Below are 18547 nucleotides of genomic sequence, written 5' to 3'. Positions count from 1 at the left end.
GAGAGTGTTTTTGCTGTGCGATCGTTTCTCATCCTGCTGCTGAGCCTCTGGCTCAGCACCTCAGCGCTGGCGGCCACCGTGCCGGACGCCAGCCAACTTAAACAGGCGCTGGACGAGGCGAAAGCGGCAAAAAGCTCTCCCGCGCAGGCGGAGCAGGTGCAGTCTCTTGAGGCTGCCCTCAACTATCTTTCCGAACGCGATGCGTCGCTGGAGCGCGCAAAGCAGTATCAGCAGGTCATCGACGATTTCCCCCGCCTCGCGCGCGAACTGCGCCAGCAAATCACCTCGCTAGACGACGGCAGCAAAAGCGTGCGCAGCACCGGCAGCATGAGCAGCGCTCAGCTCGATCAGGAGATCCTGCAGGTCAGCAGCCAGCTGCTGGAAGAGGGCCGCCAGGCGCAGCAGGAGCAGGACCGCGCCCGCGAGATCAGCGACTCGCTGTCGCAGCTCCCGCAGCAGCAAACCGACGCGCGCCGGGCGATGACCGAAAGCGATCGCCGCTTGCAGAGCGGATCCGCCGCCGCCTCGCCGCAGAGCCAGGCGCAGATTTGGGCGCGCCAGGCGGAAAACGCGGTCAATAAAGCGCGCGTGGACGAGCTGGAGCTGGCGCAGCTCTCCGCCAACAATCGTCAGGAGCTGGCGCGCATGCGCGCCGATCTGCATCAGCGCAAAGCGGCGCAGCTCGACAACTATCTGCAGGCGCTGCGTAATCAGTTAAACGAACAGCGTCAGCGCGAGGCGGAGCTGGCGCTGGCGCGCACCGAACAGCTGGCGGAAAACAGCGGCGACCTGCCGCCCATTATCAGCGATCAGTTTCGCGTTAACCGCGACCTTTCCGCCGCACTTAACCAGCAGGCGCAGCGCATGGATCTGGTGGCCTCTCAGCAGCGGCTGGCGACCAATCAGATTATCCAGGTGCGTCAGGCGCTGGGCACTCTGCGCGAACAGTCACAGTGGCTCGGCGCTTCCAATCTGCTGGGCGAAGCGCTGCGCGCGCAGGTGGCGCGACTGCCTGATATGCCTAAGTCGCAGCAGATCGACAATGAAATGGCGCAGCTGCGCGTGCAGCGCCTGCGCTACGAGGACCTGCTGCAGCAGCAGGAGACGCTGCGCAAAGCGCATCAGCCCGACGGACAGCCCTTCAGCGCTGAACAGCGCCGTATTCTGGATGCGCAGTTGAAAACCCAGCGCGAGCTGCTTAATTCGCTGATCTCCGGCTGCGATACGCTGATCCTCGAGATTACCAAGCTCAAGGTCGCCAATACCCAGCTGCAGGATGCGCTGACCGACGTGAAAGACGCCACCCACCGCTACCTGTTCTGGACGGCGGACATCAGTGCGATCGGCCTGAACTATCCGGTGGAAGTGGCGCGGGATCTGTCGCGCCTCCTGTCGCTCGATACCCTGGGCCAGCTGGGCAAAGCGCTGGCGATGATGGTCACCAGCCGCGAGACCGTGCTGCCCTTGATCGGCGCGGTGCTGCTGGTCGGCTTCAGCCTCAGAACGCGCCGCCATTTCAACGCCTTCCTGGCGCGCTCGGCGAGCAAGGTGGGCAAAGTAACGCAGGATCGCTTTCGTCTGACGGTGCGCACCGTTTTCTGGTCGATTCTGGTGGCGCTGCCGCTGCCGGTGCTCTGGGCGGCGCTCGGCTATGGGCTACAGCACGCCTGGCCCTACCCTATCGCGGTGGCGTTCGGCGACGGTATTACGGCGACGCTGCCGCTGCTGTGGGCCTTTATGATCAGCGCCGCGTTCGCCCGGCCGAACGGCCTGTTCGTGGTGCATTTTCGCTGGCCGCAAACCCGCGTGGCGCGCGCGACCCGCTATTACTCGCTGACTATCGGCTTGATCGTTCCGCTGATTATGCTGCTGATCGCCTTCGCCAATATGGAGGATCGCCAGTTTTCCGCTTCGCTTGGCCGACTCTGCTTTATCCTGATCTGCGGCGCGCTGTCGATCGTGACCGTGAGCCTGAAGCGCGCCGGCATCCCGCTCTATCTGGATAAAGAGGGCAACGGCGAGAATCTGGTGAACCGCGTGCTGTGGAACCTGATGATCGCCATTCCGCTGGCGGCCGCCCTCGCCTCGATGATCGGCTATCTGGCGACCGCGCAGGCGCTGCTGGCGCGACTGGAGACCTCTGTCGCTATCTGGTTCCTGCTGCTGGTGATCTACCACATTATCCGCCGCTGGATGCTGATCCAGCGTCGGCGCATCGCCTTTGACCGCGCGCGTCAGCGCCGTGCCGATATGCTGGCCAACCGCGCGCGTCACGAGGACGAAAAAGAGTCCGCCGCGCAAAACGGCGAGGTCGACGTAGATGAGCCGATTATCGACCTCGACGCCATCAGCGCGCAGTCGCTGCGGCTGGTGCGTTCGATCCTTACCCTGATTGCGCTGGTGTCGGTGATCGTGCTCTGGTCGGAGATTCATTCCGCCTTCGGCTTTCTCGAGAATATTCGTCTGTGGGACGTCAGCACCACGGTGCAGGGCGTAGAGAGCATTCAGCCTATTACGCTGGGCTCGGTGCTGATTGCGATTCTGGTGCTGATTATTACCACCCAACTGGTGCGCAATATGCCCGCGCTGCTGGAGCTGGCGCTGCTGCAGCACCTTAATCTGACGCCCGGCACCGGTTACGCCATTACCACCCTGACCAAGTATGTGCTGATGCTGGTCGGCGGCCTGATTGGCTTCTCAATGATCGGCATCGAGTGGTCGAAGCTGCAGTGGCTGGTCGCCGCGCTCGGTGTGGGACTCGGTTTTGGTCTGCAGGAGATTTTCGCCAACTTTATTTCCGGCCTGATTATCCTGTTCGAAAAGCCGATCCGTATCGGCGATACCGTCACCATCCGCGATCTGACCGGCAGCATTACGCGCATCAATACGCGCGCCACCACCATTATCGACTGGGACCGCAAAGAGATTATCGTACCGAACAAGGCCTTTATTACCGAGCAGTTCGTCAACTGGTCGCTGTCCGACTCGGTGACGCGCGTGGTGCTGACTATTCCTGCGCCCGCGCATGTGGACAGCGAAGAGGTGACGACGGTGCTGAGACAGGCGTGCGAACGCTGCAGCTATGTACTGGACGTGCCAGCGCCGGATGTCTTCCTGGTCGATCTGCAGCAGGGCATTCAGCTGTTCGAGCTGCGTATCCACGCGGCGGAGATGGGCCACCGCATGCCGCTGCGTCACGAGCTGCATCAGCTGATCCTGAAAGGCTTTGCCGAGCACGGCATCGAAATGCCCTTCCCGCCTTTCCAGGTGCGTATGGAGACGCTGGGCAAGAAGACGCCAGCCAGCAACGGCACGCCGGCAGCGCGCACCTTTAAATCTGGCGGTCTGTAGCGCGGCGGTGAACGGGTAAAGGCGCGTAATGAAGGGAAGTGGAAAGCGGTTCGCACGCTGCAGAGGCCCGTTAAGCCGGGCCTCTGCAGCGGTGAAAAGAGTCTGAACGCAGCGCTTACTGCTTCACAAACTCCTCGCCCTGCGCGATATCTTTCTTCAGCGTCTCCAGCATGCCGTTTAGCGCCTGCTGTTCAAAATCGCTCAGCGCGCCGATAGCGCGCCGCTCGGCGATGCCGTTCTTGCCCAGCAGCAGCGGCTGCGAGAAGAAGCGGGCATACTCGCCGTCACCCTCTACGTAAGCGCACTCCACTACGTTCGCCTCGCCCTGCAGGGCGCGCACCAGCGACAGGCCGAAGCGCGCCGCGGCCTGGCCCATCGACAGCGTCGCGGATCCGCCGCCCGCTTTAGCTTCGACCACTTCCGTCCCCGCATTCTGGATACGTTTCGTCAGGCTGGCGACCTCGTCGTCGCTAAAGCTCACGCCTTTCACCTGCGACAGCAGCGGCAGGATAGTCACGCCCGAGTGGCCGCCGATGACCGGCACCTCAATCTCGTCTGGCTGCTTGCCTTTCAGCTCGGCGACAAAGGTATTGGCGCGGATAATATCCAGCGTAGTAACGCCGAACAGGCGATTTTTGTCATAAACGCCGTGCTTTTTCAGCACGTCGGCAGCGATCGCCACCGTGGTATTGACCGGGTTGGTAATAATGCCAATAAGCGCTTTAGGCGCGGTTTGCGCCACCTGCTCGATCAGGTTGCGCACGATGCCTGCGTTAACGTTAAAGAGATCGGCGCGATCCATGCCCGGCTTACGCGCGACGCCCGCCGAGATCAGGATGACGTCCGCACCGTGCAGCGCAGGCGTCGCGTCTTCGCCGCTAAAGCCCTGGATTTTAACCGCGGTAGGAATATGACTGAGATCTACCGCTACGCCGGGCGTCACCGGCGCAATATCATAGAGAGTGAGTTCGGAACCCGCCGGAAGCTGGGTTTTTAACAGAAGGGCGAGCGCCTGACCGATTCCGCCAGCAGCGCCAAGAACGGCAACTTTCATTCTGTACTCCTTATTAAGGTGGGGCAGAGTAGAGCCGAATTTCCATCTGTGTCCAGACCTGAATCAACTTCTCAGACGATGACAAACCCACTGTTCATTATGCGTGCAGCAGCACTTAATCTTTTGGGTTGCTACTTTGTCAGCACAACGCGCCTGAATGACCGACAACGATGTCGATGGCAGATAGAGCACGGCCGTGATAGCTATCCATATGACACCTCAATTGTATAACAATTCTGCAACCTTCGCTTTTCCTGCTCTTGCGTCGTTTTGGTCTGAGCAAAAAATTTTGTTATCATTGCCGCCCGCAACGTGCGGCGCCCGCCTTTTTTATCGACTAATTGCATAAAAATTCATTCATATGCATAATAATGTATCTGCCGTCGGCGGGCGTTCGGCATTTTTCTTTACTGGTAGCTTATGCGAAACCCATCTAAACAAGACGAATTGATTAAAGCGTTTAAAGCCTTGTTAAAACAAGAGAAATTCAGCTCTCAAGGCGAGATAGTACAGGCGCTGCAGGAGGAAGGCTTCGACAATATTAATCAGTCGAAGGTATCCCGTATGCTGACTAAATTCGGCGCGGTGCGCACGCGTAACGCCAAAATGGAGATGGTTTACTGTCTGCCGGCGGAACTGGGTGTGCCGACGACCACCAGCCCGTTAAAAAATCTGGTGCTGGATATCGACTATAACGATGCGCTGATCGTGATTCGCACCAGTCCTGGCGCAGCGCAGCTGATTGCCCGTCTGCTTGACTCCCTGGGCAAAGCGGAAGGCATTCTCGGTACTATCGCCGGCGACGATACGATATTTATTACGCCCGCACGTGCCTTTACCGTCAAAAAGCTGCACGGCGCGCTTCTTACCGTCTTTGAACAAGAGCTGTAACCCGCGTCGTTGACCGGCAGTCGCGCTGCCGGTCGCCTTACCTGCCCTGTCAGCCATTTCATATCCTGCTTATCCAGTCCGTTAACTTATTCTATTTCCAGCTGACGCCCTGAACGGCTATGGTCATACCTTTCTGCCTGCTTAACCTTTCGCGCTATTTTACGCTGCTTTACACTACGCGATTAGCGATAATGCCCAGATCCAAATCAATAACCAGCCACATCCACCATGCCCTTTCGCACAAAAAGTTAAAGTGACTTAATAAACTGTTTTTAAAACCATTTTTGTCTAAATGTCGCTTTTTCACGCACTTTTTATAACTATAAAGAATAAAAAAGAGTCATAAGGATAAAGAATCACAACAAAACATTATTAGGCAGATATTAATTTCAGACGTTATTAGTTCTATACTTCTTTTCGTGACGCAAATCACATCAAACAAAAAGACAAAAACAGACGACGAGGAAATATATATGAACGTTAAAACTACTATCGCAACCCTGAGCATTCTATCTGCTCTGTCATTCGGCGCTTTTGCAGCAGAATCCATTAACGCGCAGCAGGCTCAAAATCTGCAGTCTATCGGCTCAGTAAGCGTAAGCGGCGTGGCCGGTTCTCCAATGCAGATTAAAGAAGAGCTGAACGCGAAGGCAGAACAGAAAGGCGCCAGCGCCTACCGCGTAATCGAGGCTTATAACAACGGCAACTACCACGCTACCGCCGAGCTGTATAAATAAGCGCGGTAGCCAGACGTCGTTGGACGGGCGACCTTATTGAAGCGCGCATTGCGCCTCGGGTGGCCTTATCGATGAATTCAGGAGAGTAGACCATGAAAACCAAATCACTTATCGCTTTAGCCGCCCTGACCGCCGCGCTGTCGTTTGGCGCCAGCGCAGCCAGTCTGGTATCGAATCAACAGGCCGAAACGCTGCAGCCGCTGAACCAGACCATTAGCATCAGCGGTCATGACGGCGATCAGACCAACATCCGTCAGGCGCTTTCTCAGAAAGCCGACGCGCAGGGCGCAAGCCATTACCGCATTATCGAGAACAACCAGGACGACACCTACCACGTCACGGCTGAGCTCTACAAATAATTAACCGATCGGGCGCCCACGCGACGCCTGCTATATCGACGACCCGCATCATGATGTCAACCGCAGGTTGTTGATTGTAATGAGGAGACGAACAATGAAAATCAAAACAACCATCGCAACCGTTAGCCTGCTTTCCGTAATCGCATTCGGCGCTCAGGCAGCGCAGCTGATTACCGGTGACCAGGCGCAGAACATGCAGCCTGCGGGGACAGTGACAATCAGTGGTACAGCGGGCTCGCCGATGGACTACCGCGCGCAGCTTTCGCAGAAAGCCGATGAACAAGGCGCCAGCGCCTATAAAGTGATCGAAGCGCGCACTGGCGACAGCTACCACTTCACTGCTGAACTCTATAAGTAATTCCTCGTCAACAACTGCTGACGAACCCTTTGGCCCCGCTTGTCGGGGCCCTTTTTGTGGGTTACTTAATATTAAAGCGGAGCTGGCCTTCCAGCTCCTCTTCTGCCTCATCAAATAACAGGATCAGCGCGCCATAGCGTCGTTTCTGCCCCTTTCCCAGATTGATAAATTCAATTTCCAGTGGCATCGTCAGCTCTTCGCCGGTGAGTACGTCCCATAACGCATCCAGGTCGCCAATACGATAAATGTTCAGGGCGAAACGCTCGCTGAACTGGCGGAAAAAATGCGACTGGTCGACAATCTCGTTAAAGTCGAAACGCTCGGTTTTCATAGTGAAGGCTCCTGTCCTTCCTCACCGGGCGGCGCGAGGCCGCCCGCGCATTAGCTTTCGCTCAGGCCGCCGATATGCAGCGCCTTGACCTCCAGATACTCTTCCAGGCCAAGCACCGAACCTTCGCGCCCCAGCCCCGACTCTTTTACGCCGCCAAACGGCGCCAGCTCGGTCGACACCGCGCATTCGTTAATGCCGATCATGCCGCTTTCCAGCGCGGCGGAGACGCGAAAGACGCGCTGCAGGTTCTGCGTATAAAAGTAGGCCGCAAGGCCGAACTCGGTGTCGTTAGCGCGACGAATGACCTCCTGCTCGTCGCTAAAGCGGAAGCAGGCTGCGACCGGACCGAAGGTCTCTTCCTTCGCCAGCATCATCGCTTCGTGCGCGTCGGCGATCACCGTCGGTTGCCAGAAGTTGCCGCCCAGCGCATGACGTTCGCCGCCGGTGACGATCCGTCCGCCTTTTGCTTTGGCGTCCTTAACGTGCTCTTCCACTTTATCCACGGCGGACGCTTCGATCAGCGGCCCCACGACCACGCCCTCTTCGACGCCGTTGCCGACCTTGAGCTTTTTCACTTCCTCAGCCAGCTGGTTGACAAAACGGTCGTACACGGCGTCGTGGATATAGAAACGGTTGACGCTGACGCAGACCTGGCCGGCGTTGCGGAATTTATTGGCGATGGCGCCTTTAACCGCCGCGTCGATATCCGCATCCTCAAAAACGATATAGGGCGCGTTGCCGCCCAGCTCCATCGACACCTTTTTCATGGTGTCGGCGGCGTTGCGCACCAGCGTTTTGCCGACCGCGGTCGAGCCGGTGAAAGAAATTTTACGCACCGCCTTGCTGGCCATAATCGCATCGCTGATGGCGTGGGTATCGCCGGCCACCGCGTTAAGCACGCCGTCCGGCACGCCCGCTTTTTTCGCCAGCGCCAGCAGCGCAAACGCGCTCAGCGGCGTGTTGTTTGCCGGCTTGATAATGCCGGTGCAGCCTGCCGCCAGCGCGGGTCCGAGCTTGCGCGTCAGCATCGCCATGGGAAAGTTCCACGGCGTGATCGCGGCAACGACGCCGATCGGCTCGCGCGTAGCAAGAATGCGCGAGCCGGGTTTGGCCGGCGGAATGATTTCGCCGTTAGCGCGCTTCGCCTGCTCGGCAAACCACTGAATAAAGCTGGCGGCGTATTCCACCTCGCCTTCCGCCTCTTTCAAAGGCTTGCCCTGTTCAGCAGTCATCAGCTGCGCCAGCCAGGCTTTGTTGTCGATCATCAGCTGATACCAGCGATAGAGGATCTCGGAACGCGCTTTGGCGGTCTGCGCGCGCCAGGCGGGGAAAGCGCGCTCGGCGGCGGCGATTGCCTGTTCGGTTTCGGCCTTGCCCGCCTTCGCCACGGCGGCCAGCACTTCGCCGGTAGCAGGGTTCAACACATCAAAGGTGGCGGCGGCGCGATGCCATTCGCCATCGGCCAGATAGCCGGTCTGAAAAAATTCGCTGTCGTGCAGTGGGGTCGTCATAGGGTCGCTCCTGTCAGTTTCTCTTCCTGTCAGAAAAGTATAGATGGCAAAAGCGAGCGTTTTAGGGAAGGCGTGGCACTGGAGCGGCCGCTGCGTCGGACAGCGGCCAGATTCAGATTTGGATGAGGGTGTTCTGGTATTTGCTGAGCATATCGGCAAGGCGCTTCACCGGCTCGGTGACGCTGAGCGGCGCATCGTACTGTACCAGCTTCTGCTGATAGACCTCGAACTCCGCCAGCAGCTGTTCAAAGTAATGGCGCCGTTTCTCATCGCTGCGCGCTGAAATCACGCGATCCGCCGTAGCGCGCAGCTGGCGATGGAAGGCCGACAGGTCGGCGTTGACCGGCACGTCCGCACTGCGCAACCGCTGATGGCCGATAATCAGCGTCAGCGCGATGCGATATTTGTCGATATCGCCGGGAAACAGGTTCAGCAGCATAAACAGCTGTTGATAGAGCGCGGGAAGATGGTTTTCGCGACGGCGCGCCTGGTTGGTGGTCAGCGCCGACACCGCAGCATACATAAAGCGGTTCAGCAGCTTACGTCCGGTGCGCGCTTTCGATTTGTCGCGAATAAGCAGGATGACCATCAGTGCGACGAAAGCACCGATCATCTGCCCCAGCACGTTGTCGATGAACACGCTCAGGTGGAAGGTCATAGGATTATCCAGAACCAGCACGTTGATGGTACCGGCCAGCGCACCGAGCGTGCCCAGCTGACGACGCTGTATCAGGATGCCGCTAATGAAGCCGAGCAGACCGATGGCGATGCAGAGCAGCAGCACGCTCTGCTGGGTGCTGGGCAGCAGGTACATAAAATAGAACGAGCTAAGCGGCACCGCAAAAATCATACCGTAGAAGAAATCCTTCGCCATCATCAGCGGATTCGGCACGCGCATCGCCAGCGCGGTAATCACCGCCAGCATTACCATACAGCCGCTGCCGGAGGTCCAGCCGGTATAGAGCCAGAACAACGAGCCGAGGGCCGTGGCGACAAAGGTGCGGATGCCGTTAATCATCGCGTGATGGGTTTCAGCAGAGCGCGCCTGGATAACGATTTCGCGCTCGAGAATGCCCTCTTCCAGCGTCGTGATGCGGCTGTTGCTTTTAATCCCTTTTAGCAGCAGCAAATATTCTGTCGCCGCGCCAACCCAGCTCGCCAGCGTCACGGGCGCCTTGCCCTCTTCACTGGCGCCAATCACCCGCCGCATCACCTTCATACGCCGATGCACGTCGGCAACGCTTTCTGCCTTCTTCTCTATCAGCAGACGATACTGCGAAGGAATATATTCCGGGCGCGAATTCTGAATGAGGAAGGTTTCCGCCGCCTGGGTAATCATGGTCAGCGACAGCGTGTTGAGCATTTGCAGCCGGCGGTTGGCGTTTTGCCAGCGCGACGACTCCATCATTAGCTGGCCGCGCATGGTGCCGAGCGCCGAGGTACGGCGCACCAGCGCGCTCCACGCCTTGTCGACTTCCTCTTTATCTTCATGCGCCACGCAGAGCTGCAGCAGGCGATAATGCGCCACCAGCAGCGCATCGACTTCGCTGTCGATGACCTTTTTAATCGAGCGCGGCGAGAAGATCATATCCGCCAGAATGGCACAGAGAATGCCGAGCACAATCTCGCTGCAACGTTCAACCGCAAACTGCGGCACCAGCGTCAGGCCATTGTTGGCGTCGGCGGTCACCACGATAATCAGCGCGGTATAGCCCGCCAGCCCCAGCGCATAGGAGTTTTCAACTTTGATTAGCGAGGAGAGCCAGACGCAGACGCCCGCCCAGATGCAGCAGAGCAGCAGCATCACCACCGGCGCGCGCACCGTAGCGATCATAATGGTCAGCGCGGCGATACAGCCGATAAAGGTGCCGATAATACGCAGCACGCCGCGATAGCGCAGCGCGCCGGAGTAGGGATCGCCGCCGGCGACGAAAGCGGTGCCGCCCGCGACGATGCCGGCGGTCATCACCGCCCAGCGAGGCGTTTCAAGGTTAAGATGAAAGCCGATCATCAGCGCCGCCACCAGCGCGAAGGTCAGCTTGATCGGGAAACGCAGGAACTCGAACATATCGGCCCCGCTTAACCAAACTCACGCAGGCGATTGAAGAGACGCGACATCGGCGACACCTGCGTATCGGCGCGATCGCCCTGGCCGGTTATCACCACGGTCGCGGTGGTGCCCGCCGGGAAGCGGTTGCCGGGCTGCTGATCGAGACGAATGCGCACCGGGACGCGCTGCGCCAGGCGTACCCACTCAAGGTTGGAGTCCACGGTCGCCATGCCTTTGCTGTCGACCGAGCTGCTGCTGTTGGTTACGCCAGCGGCGACGCTGTCGACGGTGCCGCGCAGCACCACGTTGCTGCCGAGCGGCGTCACTTCGGCGCGATAGCCCGGCTCGACGCCGTGCAGCTTGGTCTCTTCCAGATAGGCCAGCACGTAGAAAGAGTGCTGCTGCACCAGCGCCACCGCGACGGAGCCGCGGGTAATGAACTCGCCTTCATAGACGTTGAGGTTGGTTACCCAGCCGTCGGACGGCGCGGTGATGGCGGTGCGATCCAGATCGATCTTCGCCAGATCGCGCGTGGCGATCGATTTCGCCAGCTGATGTTCCGTGGTCTGCAGATCGTTGTTCGCCTGGTCGATCGCTTCGCGCGACATCGCCGAGGTGCCCAGCTGATTGCGGCGCGCCGCCTCACGACGTTTTTCGCTGACCAGCGCCTGATAGTACTCGACGTCGGCCTGCGCCTGATCCAGCGCTTTTTGATAGCGCGGACGATCCACGACAAAAAGGGTATCGCCCTTTTTCACCAGCTGGTTGTCATGTACAGGCACGTCGGTAATCAAACCCGTCACGTCCGGCGAAATCGCCACGACATCCGCCGCGAATTTAGCGTCGCGCGTCCACGGCGACTCGGTGTAAAACACCCAGGCGCGAAAGATGATAACAATAGCGATGATAACCAGCAGGATAGTAATCGCGTAACGCGCGATTTTTCTTATTAGCGATTTCACTTAAACCTCAGACGAATAGACGGGATACCAGGTAAAACACACAGCAGTAGAGCGCCGTGTTAAAAAGCGCCGGATGCCACACGAGATCGTAGATACCGCTTGGCGTCAGCAGTCGTTTCACCAACCAGAACAGCATTAGCGAGACGATTAATTCAATGAAGATGGGCGGGAAAGAGAGCCCAAATACGACAAAAACCGGAAGCACACTCATCAGGGATCCTTAGTACGACCTTGCCGGGATGATCCTTAGCCTGCCCGGCTGCAAGCCGCAACGGCTGGGTGGCGGATGACAGCATCCGAACCACTGCTGAGTAAATAATAGCGTATCATCGGGCGGCAACAGACGTTTTGCAGCAGGTCGGCTTAACCCTTCCCGGGCAAAAGCGAATCACCGGGGAATACCCGGCGCGCATATAGTAACGCGCCTGACTATACATTTTCTACAGAATGTGAGCTAAATCACTTTTTAACCAGAGTAAACAATGGAACGACTGAAAGGCATGTCAATTTTCGCCAAAGTGGTTGAATTAGGTTCTTTTACCGCCGCCGCACGCCAGCTTCACCTCAGCGTTTCGTCTATCAGTCAGATTGTGGCGAAACTGGAAGATGAGCTACAGGTTAAGCTGCTGAACCGCAGCACGCGCAGCATCGGTCTGACCGAGGCGGGCAAAATTTATTATCAGGGCTGTCGCCGCATGCTGGCTGAGGCCACGCAGGTGCACGAGCAGCTCTACGCCTTCAACAATACGCCGGTCGGCACGCTGCGCATCGGTAGCTCCTCTACCATGGCGCAAAACGTCCTCGCCGAAATGACCAGCAATATGCTGCGCGAGTACCCTGGCCTGAGCGTGAATCTGGTGGCGGGCATTCCGGCGCCGGATCTGATCGCCGACGGGCTCGATTTAGTGATTCGCGTAGGCGCGCTAAAGGACTCCAGCCTTTTTTCTCGCCGCCTCGGCGCGATGCCGATGGTGGTGTGCGCGGCGAAAAGCTATCTGCAGCAGCACGGCGCGCCAGAGAAGCCGGCCGACGTCGATAACTTCGCCTGGCTTGAGTACAGCGTGCGTCCCGATAATAATTTCGAGCTGATCGCGCCCGAAGGACTGGTTTCGCGCCTCTCGCCGCAGGGCCGTTTCGTCACCAACGATTCGCTAACGCTAATCCGCTGGCTCAAGGCTGGCAACGGCATCGCCTATGTGCCGATGATGTGGGTGATTGAGGAGATTAACGCAGGGGAGATCGATATTCTTTTCCCGCAGTATCAATCCGATCCGCGTCCGGTTTATGCGCTTTATACCGAAAAGGATAAGCTGCCGCTGAAGGTGCAGGTGTGCATCGACTATCTCACGGAGTATTTCCAGCAGGTGGCGGAGCAGTATCAGCAGCATCGCGCCAGCTGACGGCCTGCGCCGTGCCCAGCGATAGAAAGCGCCCGGTCCGGCATCCTTGCCAGACGCGCGCGCTGTCAGCGAGGGCGGAGGATCAGGCGGTGCCGCCGACGGTGAGTTTATCCAGCTTCAGCGTCGGCTGGCCAACGCCGACCGGCACGCTCTGCCCCTCTTTGCCGCACACGCCGACGCCTTTATCCAGCGCCAGATCGTTGCCGACCATCGAGATTTGCTGCATCGCCTCAATGCCGGAACCGATCAGCGTGGCGCCTTTCACCGGCTTCGTCACCTTGCCGTTCTCAATCAGATAGGCCTCGGAGGTCGAGAAGACAAATTTGCCGGAGGTGATGTCGACCTGGCCGCCGCCGAAGTTAGGCGCGTAGATGCCATACTCAACGCTTTCGATAATTTCCTGCGGCGTCGACTTGCCCGCCAGCATATAGGTGTTGGTCATACGCGGCATCGGCAGATGCGCATAGGATTCGCGGCGGCCGTTGCCGGTCGGCGCGACGCCCATCAGACGCGCGTTGAGCTTGTCCTGCATATAGCCTTTCAGCACGCCGTTTTCGATCAGCACGTTGTACTGGCCCGGCACGCCTTCGTCATCTACCGCCAGCGAACCGCGCAGCCCTTCGATGGTGCCGTCGTCCACTACGGTGCAGAGCTCAGACGCCACCAGCTGGCCCATTTTGCCGCTGAATACCGAGGTCTCGCGGCGGTTGAAGTCGCCTTCCAGGCCATGGCCTACCGCTTCGTGCAGCAGCACGCCCGGCCAGCCCGCGCCCAGCACCACCGGCAACGTGCCCGCCGGCGCGGCAACGGCGGAAAGATTGACCAGCGCCATACGTACTGCCTCTTTCGCCCAGGCGTCGGCGCGCACGTCGCCGTTTTCATCAGCGAGGAAAAATTCGTAGCCGACGCGCGCGCCGCCGCCGCTGGAACCGCGTTCGCGTTTGCCGTTATCCTCTACCAGCACGCTGACGGAGAGGCGCACCAGCGGTCGCACGTCCGTTGCCAGCGTGCCGTCGGTCGCTGCCACCAGCACCTGCTCGTAAACGCCGCTCAGGCTGGCGTTGACCTCCTGCACGCGCGCGTCTGCGGCGCGCGCCACTTTGTCCACGCGCTGCAGCAGGGCGATTTTATCTTCGCGCGTCAGGCTATCGAGCGGATTAAGCGGCTGATAGAGCGCGCGATGCATCACGTTGGAAAGGGTATGCGCCTTGCCGTTGCCCTGCTCGCGCACGATGCTGCGTGCCGCTTCCGCCGACTGGCGCAGGGCGTTCAGGGTAATCTGGTCCGCATAGGCGAAGCCGGTTTTTTCGCCGCTGACGGCGCGCACGCCGACGCCCTGGTCGATATGCCAGGAGCCGTCTTTGATAATCTTGTCTTCCAGCACCCAGGATTCATGGAAGCTGGACTGAAAATAGAGGTCGGCATAATCCAGACGACGTTCTGAAAGCTGCCCTAACAGGGAAAACAGGTCCTGCTGATTAATATTGTTAGCAGTTAGCAACTGCTCACTTACCAGGTTCAGAGTCATCGTATCTCGCTCGTTTTATGCTCAGATAATGAGGGTGTGACACTCATTGTGCGTCAGAGCCCGCTGGCCCTGCGCTAATAACGTCAGATTTTACTAGCCTGCGGCAATTCCCTGACGGCGTCAAATTCACTTCTTTTCGTCTTCGCGCGGTTTGCGCAGAACTTCGTTGATTTGCGGCTTATCCAGCGGGCCGTCGATGTGATAGCGCAGCAGCGAGATCTTATTCCACAGCGGACCCAGCACCTTACTCGCTGCGAAGACCGCCGCGCCCACGACCGGATTAATCACAAAGGCGGTGGCTACACCGACCGAGGCGGAGATCTCGGGCGCGACCACCGCTTCCATATCGATATTGCGCTTCACTAAATCGACCTTGCCCTGCATCGCGATATCCGCTTCAAGGCCATCCACCAGGAGGTTATCGGTGCGCATCACACCGTTTTCAATCCACGCGGTGCCGTTAATCGAGTCGAAGTAGAAGCCGTCGTTATTAAATGTATCGTTAAAATCGAGACGCAGCTTGCGCAGCAGCGCATCGAAGCTCACCAGACGCAGCAGCTGTCCCGCCGCGCCGGTATTGACGTCGGCGATCTGCCCTTTGCCGAAGTGAGTTTTAAGCGTGCCGCTCAGCGTCTCTTCCGAAGGCTGCCACGGCGCCGAGCGCCAGTGTAGATCGTAATCGACCTTGAAGGAGGCGTCGCGCAGCGGCGTATTGACGCCAAACCAGTTGGTGGCGTTGTTGATATTGCTGCCGCTCAGCGAGCCCTTCAGCGAGGTGCGCGGGGCGTCAGGGCTGTTAACCCATTCGCCGGAGACCTTGAGACGCGAGCTGCCGGTATCCACCAGACCGTTAGTAAGTGCTAACGTATCACCTTTTGGCGTGACCTGCGCCTGGATGCGACCGAACTTTTGCCCCCGCAGCCAGCATTCGGCGCAGCTTAGCTGCAGCGCGGGCCAGCGGCTAAAGTCGATTTTACTCGCCTGTTGCTGCTGCTGGCGTGCCGCGCCGCTGTCGCCGCCGCTTTGCCATTCAGGGTTGTAATAAAGGTAGTCGAGGGCGACGCGCCATGCGGCGTTTTGCGCCATCGCCAGCGTGCCGCGAATTTCCCGGCCTGTGATGCTGACGTTGCTGCTGCCCTTAGCGCCTTGCTCCAGCGTCGCGTCGATATCATGCCACTGCTGCCCGGCCAGAGTGACCGCCGGCGTGCGCAAAGTGACGTCGCCCGGCAAGGCCACGCCGCCCATTTCGCTCGCGCCGCCGCCCTGAGCAGCGCCGCCCGCCATCATCAGTCCGGCCCAGGCTTCCCCGTCCAGCGCAGGCAGATTTAATACCATGCCCGCGCGATCCGGCAAGGCGGGTTTGCTGCGCGCATCGTTCAGCCAGACGCCGCGCTCGACGCGCAGCTGCGGCTCAAGAAGCCAGCGGCTGTTGAAGCGATGGCGATTCGCCACGCTGCCGCTGAGTTCGAACTGTTTCAGATCGCCGCTGGCGTTGACCGCGATGGGCATCGCTTCGCCGCCAGCCTTGTTGAGCGGCGCCGGTAAGCGACTGCTTACTTCTTTTGCATCGCCTTTCAACTCGACGTCATAGCGCGCTCCGCCCTGATGCGGCAGCGTAATGTTTACCTTGCCCTGCCACGGCAGATGGCCGCTAAGCTGGCTGGCGATCTGCGCGGGCACCTGCGACAGCTTCGCCGGCTGCCAGTCGCCGTCGAGCTGGATGTTGACGCCGAAGTCCTGCGGATTCTCTTTGGTGCTAAAGCTGACGTTGACCGGCTGACCGAACCAGTTCGCGCGCAGCGTATCGCTGTCCAGATTGCCGTTATTAAAGCGGAAACGGCCGGTGAGGTTTTCCAGGGTAGTGTCGAGCGGCTTAATGTGCAAAGCGTTATTGTTGAGATCGACGTTGCCGCTGGCGTGCACTAGCTCGCCGTCGAGCGGAATATCAAGCTTCAGGTGTCCCTGGGTTTTTCCCTTTATCTCCAGCTGCTCCAGCGCCGCGCCCAGCGACTTTTTCAGCGGCGTATCCTGGAAATAGCGCGCGATCTGATCGCCATTGCCGCTGATATCGCCGTCGATCAGCAGCTTCTCTTTCAGATAGTCCGGGATGACCGCGCTGAAATTGCTGACGTCGACTTCGCCCAGCCTGAAGCGCGGCGCCCGCATCCACAGCCCGTCGTTGATAAAGTCGAGATCGATATCGAGCTGCGTCACGTCAGGCCAGTTAGGCTGAAAGGCGTAGGTTCCGTGACGCAGCGGCACCCATACCTGAAACATGCCATCGTTATGACTGAACGGGAACAGTTTCGGATTGCCGGCGAAGAGCAGCGTGGCGTTATCGACCTGGCCGCCTTTGATAGCGCCGCTCAGATAGCGCGTGAGCGCCTTGCCCATCAGCGGCTGCGGAAAGTAGCGCCAGGCGTCGCCCGCGTCGGTAACGCGGATGCCGGCGAGAATGTCGAGGCGCGGATCGCGCCCAAGATTTTGCTGATAGCGGAAATCGCCGCGCGCCCAGAGCGAGCGCGCCTGCACATCGAGATCGCGGCCGTCGAGCGTTAACCCGTTCGCGTCGCGCAGCCAGCTCAGCGAGCCGTGCAGCTGGTGGATCTCCAGCGGCGCGTTGAACATGGCGCTATAGGCTACATCGGTGCGGCCCATTTCAACGTTGACCTGCCCGTTGCTCAGACTGCCGCGCGCCTCGCCGCTCAGGTTGCTGACGCCCGGCAGCAGCTGCCAGGGCTGCCAGCGGAAGTCGCGCCATTTGACCTGCATCCGCGTCTGATCCGGCTGCTCCAGCGGAATATCCAGCGCCAGCCCTTCGATGGTGCCCTGCGGCTGCAGCGCGCGCCAGTTTTCGAACAGCGACGGCGACAGCGGCGCGAAGAGCGGCACCAGCGGCGCGATGCGGTTCAGCACCAGCTGCGTCGCCCTGATCCGCACTTCGCCCTGATGTTCAGGGCCGAGCAGCTCTTTATCCTGCGGACGCCACAGCAGCGCGACGTGCCCTGCCGGCCATGCCTCGCCTTCGGTGCTGAGGCGCGTCTGCGGCACGCTGACCATCCAGCCGTTTTGATAGCGCGAGAGGTGCGCGGTCAGGCCGTCGACCTGCAGGTGATGCGCGCCCTCTTCGCTCTGCCAGTTCGCGCCGCCCTTGCGCAGCAGCAGATCGCCTGCGTAAAGCTCGCCTTCGCGCAGGCTGACCCAGGCCGCCAGGCTGAAACGCGCGCTGTCGAGCCGCGTATTGTCGCGCATCCAGCGCCCCAGCCACGGCCGCACGTCGACGTCGTCCGCCTGCATCCAGATGCGGCCGTCGTTGAGTAAGCCCTCGCTATCGTTTAGGTCGAGCCGCACCTGTACGACGCCGTGCTGGCCGGTAAAGCTGGAGAGGCTCACCTCGCCTTCCGCGCGATGGCGGTTTTTCTCGTTCAGCCAGGTGAGTTTCGGGATCGCCAGCTCGGCGCGCTGGCCGGAGGGGGTGCGGAAAAAGATCGAGCTGTCGCGCAGGTCGAAGTGGTCGAACTGGCGCAGGAAAAGTTCGTTGATGCGGCCGGGGCGGAAGCTGTTTTTCTCTTTATCGCTGGAGAAAAGCGGACGGTTGCTGTCGAGGCGCAGCTGCCAGAAGGTGAGATCGCGAAACTGCCAGCGCCAGTGAAGCAGCGACTGCCAGACATCCAGCGCCAGCGTGACGCGCGCGATGTCGAGCTTGCCGTTCGCCTGCATATCGACGCGCAGATCGCGGATCTGCAGAGTCGGCCCGAAGGTTTCCCAACGGCCGCTCAGCGCGTCGGCAGTCACGCTGACCCCGCTGGCGCGCGACACCGTCGACAGAATTTCGCTGCGGTAGGTGTCGAGGTGCGGCATCGCCAGACGCAGCCCGCTGACCAGCAGCGCCACGATCACAATCGCGGTCGCAACCAGCAGTAACAAAATCCTCGGCAGCTGCCTCACACACCTCTCCTTGTCTTCCGCACTGGACGGATGGTTATCTCTCATACTCAACCGTCGCCAGACAATC

General features: G+C 59.6%; 14 protein-coding genes. 6 read left to right on the top strand and 8 right to left on the bottom strand.

Going from position 1 to position 18547, the window contains the following annotated elements; translation table 11 throughout:
• Positions 1 to 15: 15 nt before the first annotated feature.
• Positions 16 to 3351: a miniconductance mechanosensitive channel MscM gene (mscM, locus tag JS46_RS19635; RefSeq protein WP_033754820.1), complete on the top strand. Its 3336-nt coding sequence runs from the start codon at positions 16 to 18 to the stop codon at positions 3349 to 3351.
• A gap of 115 nt (positions 3352 to 3466) precedes the next feature.
• On the opposite strand, the gene mdh is transcribed toward mscM, so the two are convergent.
• Positions 3467 to 4405: a malate dehydrogenase gene (gene mdh, locus JS46_RS19630; RefSeq protein WP_033754817.1), complete on the bottom strand. Its 939-nt coding sequence runs from the start codon at positions 4403 to 4405 to the stop codon at positions 3467 to 3469.
• A gap of 420 nt (positions 4406 to 4825) precedes the next feature.
• Between mdh and argR the strand changes: the two genes are divergently transcribed.
• From argR to yhcN (JS46_RS19610), 4 genes are all read left to right on the top strand, one after another.
• Entirely contained in the window at positions 4826 to 5296 is a 471-nt protein-coding gene (gene argR, locus JS46_RS19625) for a transcriptional regulator ArgR (protein WP_033754814.1), read from the top strand.
• Positions 5297 to 5769: 473 nt separating this feature from the next.
• Positions 5770 to 6033: a peroxide/acid stress response protein YhcN gene (gene yhcN / locus JS46_RS19620; protein ID WP_033754812.1), complete on the top strand. Its 264-nt coding sequence runs from the start codon at positions 5770 to 5772 to the stop codon at positions 6031 to 6033.
• Between the two features lie 92 nt (positions 6034 to 6125).
• Complete coding sequence (locus JS46_RS19615) at positions 6126 to 6392, top strand: YdgH/BhsA/McbA-like domain containing protein (RefSeq protein ID WP_033754810.1); 267 nt, start codon at positions 6126 to 6128, stop codon at positions 6390 to 6392.
• Positions 6393 to 6486: 94 nt separating this feature from the next.
• A complete protein-coding gene (gene yhcN / locus JS46_RS19610; protein ID WP_033754807.1) occupies positions 6487 to 6750 on the top strand; it encodes a peroxide/acid stress response protein YhcN in 264 nt (87 codons plus the stop codon).
• A gap of 61 nt (positions 6751 to 6811) precedes the next feature.
• On the opposite strand, the gene JS46_RS19605 is transcribed toward yhcN (JS46_RS19610), so the two are convergent.
• The 5 genes from JS46_RS19605 to aaeX form a co-directional block, all read right to left on the bottom strand.
• Positions 6812 to 7081, bottom strand: a complete 270-nt coding sequence (locus JS46_RS19605) for a barstar family protein (RefSeq protein ID WP_033754805.1) — start codon at positions 7079 to 7081, stop codon at positions 6812 to 6814.
• Positions 7082 to 7131: 50 nt separating this feature from the next.
• A complete protein-coding gene (locus JS46_RS19600; protein ID WP_033754803.1) occupies positions 7132 to 8592 on the bottom strand; it encodes an NAD-dependent succinate-semialdehyde dehydrogenase in 1461 nt (486 codons plus the stop codon).
• Between the two features lie 112 nt (positions 8593 to 8704).
• Positions 8705 to 10660 carry a p-hydroxybenzoic acid efflux pump subunit AaeB gene (gene aaeB / locus JS46_RS19595; RefSeq protein ID WP_033754801.1) on the bottom strand — a complete coding sequence of 652 codons (1956 nt, stop codon included), beginning with the start codon at positions 10658 to 10660 and terminating at the stop codon, positions 8705 to 8707.
• 11 nt (positions 10661 to 10671) lie between these two features.
• On the bottom strand, positions 10672 to 11604 hold the full coding sequence (gene aaeA / locus JS46_RS19590) for a p-hydroxybenzoic acid efflux pump subunit AaeA (RefSeq protein WP_033754799.1): 933 nt from the start codon (positions 11602 to 11604) through the stop codon (positions 10672 to 10674).
• Between the two features lie 7 nt (positions 11605 to 11611).
• Entirely contained in the window at positions 11612 to 11815 is a 204-nt protein-coding gene (gene aaeX / locus JS46_RS19585; protein WP_033754795.1) for a p-hydroxybenzoic acid efflux pump operon protein AaeX, read from the bottom strand.
• 271 nt (positions 11816 to 12086) lie between these two features.
• On the opposite strand from aaeX, the gene aaeR reads away from it, so the two are divergent.
• Positions 12087 to 13004: an HTH-type transcriptional activator AaeR gene (gene aaeR, locus JS46_RS19580; protein WP_033754793.1), complete on the top strand. Its 918-nt coding sequence runs from the start codon at positions 12087 to 12089 to the stop codon at positions 13002 to 13004.
• Positions 13005 to 13086: 82 nt separating this feature from the next.
• Here aaeR and tldD read toward each other — a convergent pair whose 3' ends face one another.
• Positions 13087 to 14532, bottom strand: a complete 1446-nt coding sequence (gene tldD, locus JS46_RS19575) for a metalloprotease TldD (RefSeq protein ID WP_033754790.1) — start codon at positions 14530 to 14532, stop codon at positions 13087 to 13089.
• A gap of 126 nt (positions 14533 to 14658) precedes the next feature.
• The gene (yhdP, locus tag JS46_RS19570) at positions 14659 to 18480 is read right to left on the bottom strand and encodes an AsmA2 domain-containing protein YhdP (RefSeq protein ID WP_033754787.1); all 3822 of its coding nucleotides are present in this window, start codon (positions 18478 to 18480) and stop codon (positions 14659 to 14661) included.
• Between the last annotated feature and the right edge of the window lie 67 nt (positions 18481 to 18547).

This window comes from Pantoea sp. NGS-ED-1003 (assembly GCF_000738765.1).
Lineage (GTDB): Bacteria > Pseudomonadota > Gammaproteobacteria > Enterobacterales > Enterobacteriaceae > Pantoea > Pantoea septica.
This window is presented reverse-complemented; position numbering and strand designations above follow the sequence as displayed.

Bases quoted from the DNA above. Each gene is read 5' to 3' on its own strand.
- mdh (WP_033754817.1), bottom strand. From the start codon at position 4,405: ATGAAAGTTGCCGTTCTTGGCGCTGCTGGCGGAATCGGTCAGGCGCTC.
- argR (WP_033754814.1), top strand. From the start codon at position 4,826: ATGCGAAACCCATCTAAACAAGACGAATTGATTAAAGCGTTTAAAGCC.
- yhcN (WP_033754812.1), top strand. From the start codon at position 5,770: ATGAACGTTAAAACTACTATCGCAACCCTGAGCATTCTATCTGCTCTG.
- JS46_RS19615 (WP_033754810.1), top strand. From the start codon at position 6,126: ATGAAAACCAAATCACTTATCGCTTTAGCCGCCCTGACCGCCGCGCTG.
- yhcN (WP_033754807.1), top strand. From the start codon at position 6,487: ATGAAAATCAAAACAACCATCGCAACCGTTAGCCTGCTTTCCGTAATC.
- JS46_RS19605 (WP_033754805.1), bottom strand. From the start codon at position 7,081: ATGAAAACCGAGCGTTTCGACTTTAACGAGATTGTCGACCAGTCGCAT.
- JS46_RS19600 (WP_033754803.1), bottom strand. From the start codon at position 8,592: ATGACGACCCCACTGCACGACAGCGAATTTTTTCAGACCGGCTATCTG.
- aaeB (WP_033754801.1), bottom strand. From the start codon at position 10,660: ATGTTCGAGTTCCTGCGTTTCCCGATCAAGCTGACCTTCGCGCTGGTG.
- aaeX (WP_033754795.1), bottom strand. From the start codon at position 11,815: ATGAGTGTGCTTCCGGTTTTTGTCGTATTTGGGCTCTCTTTCCCGCCC.
- aaeR (WP_033754793.1), top strand. From the start codon at position 12,087: ATGGAACGACTGAAAGGCATGTCAATTTTCGCCAAAGTGGTTGAATTA.
- tldD (WP_033754790.1), bottom strand. From the start codon at position 14,532: ATGACTCTGAACCTGGTAAGTGAGCAGTTGCTAACTGCTAACAATATT.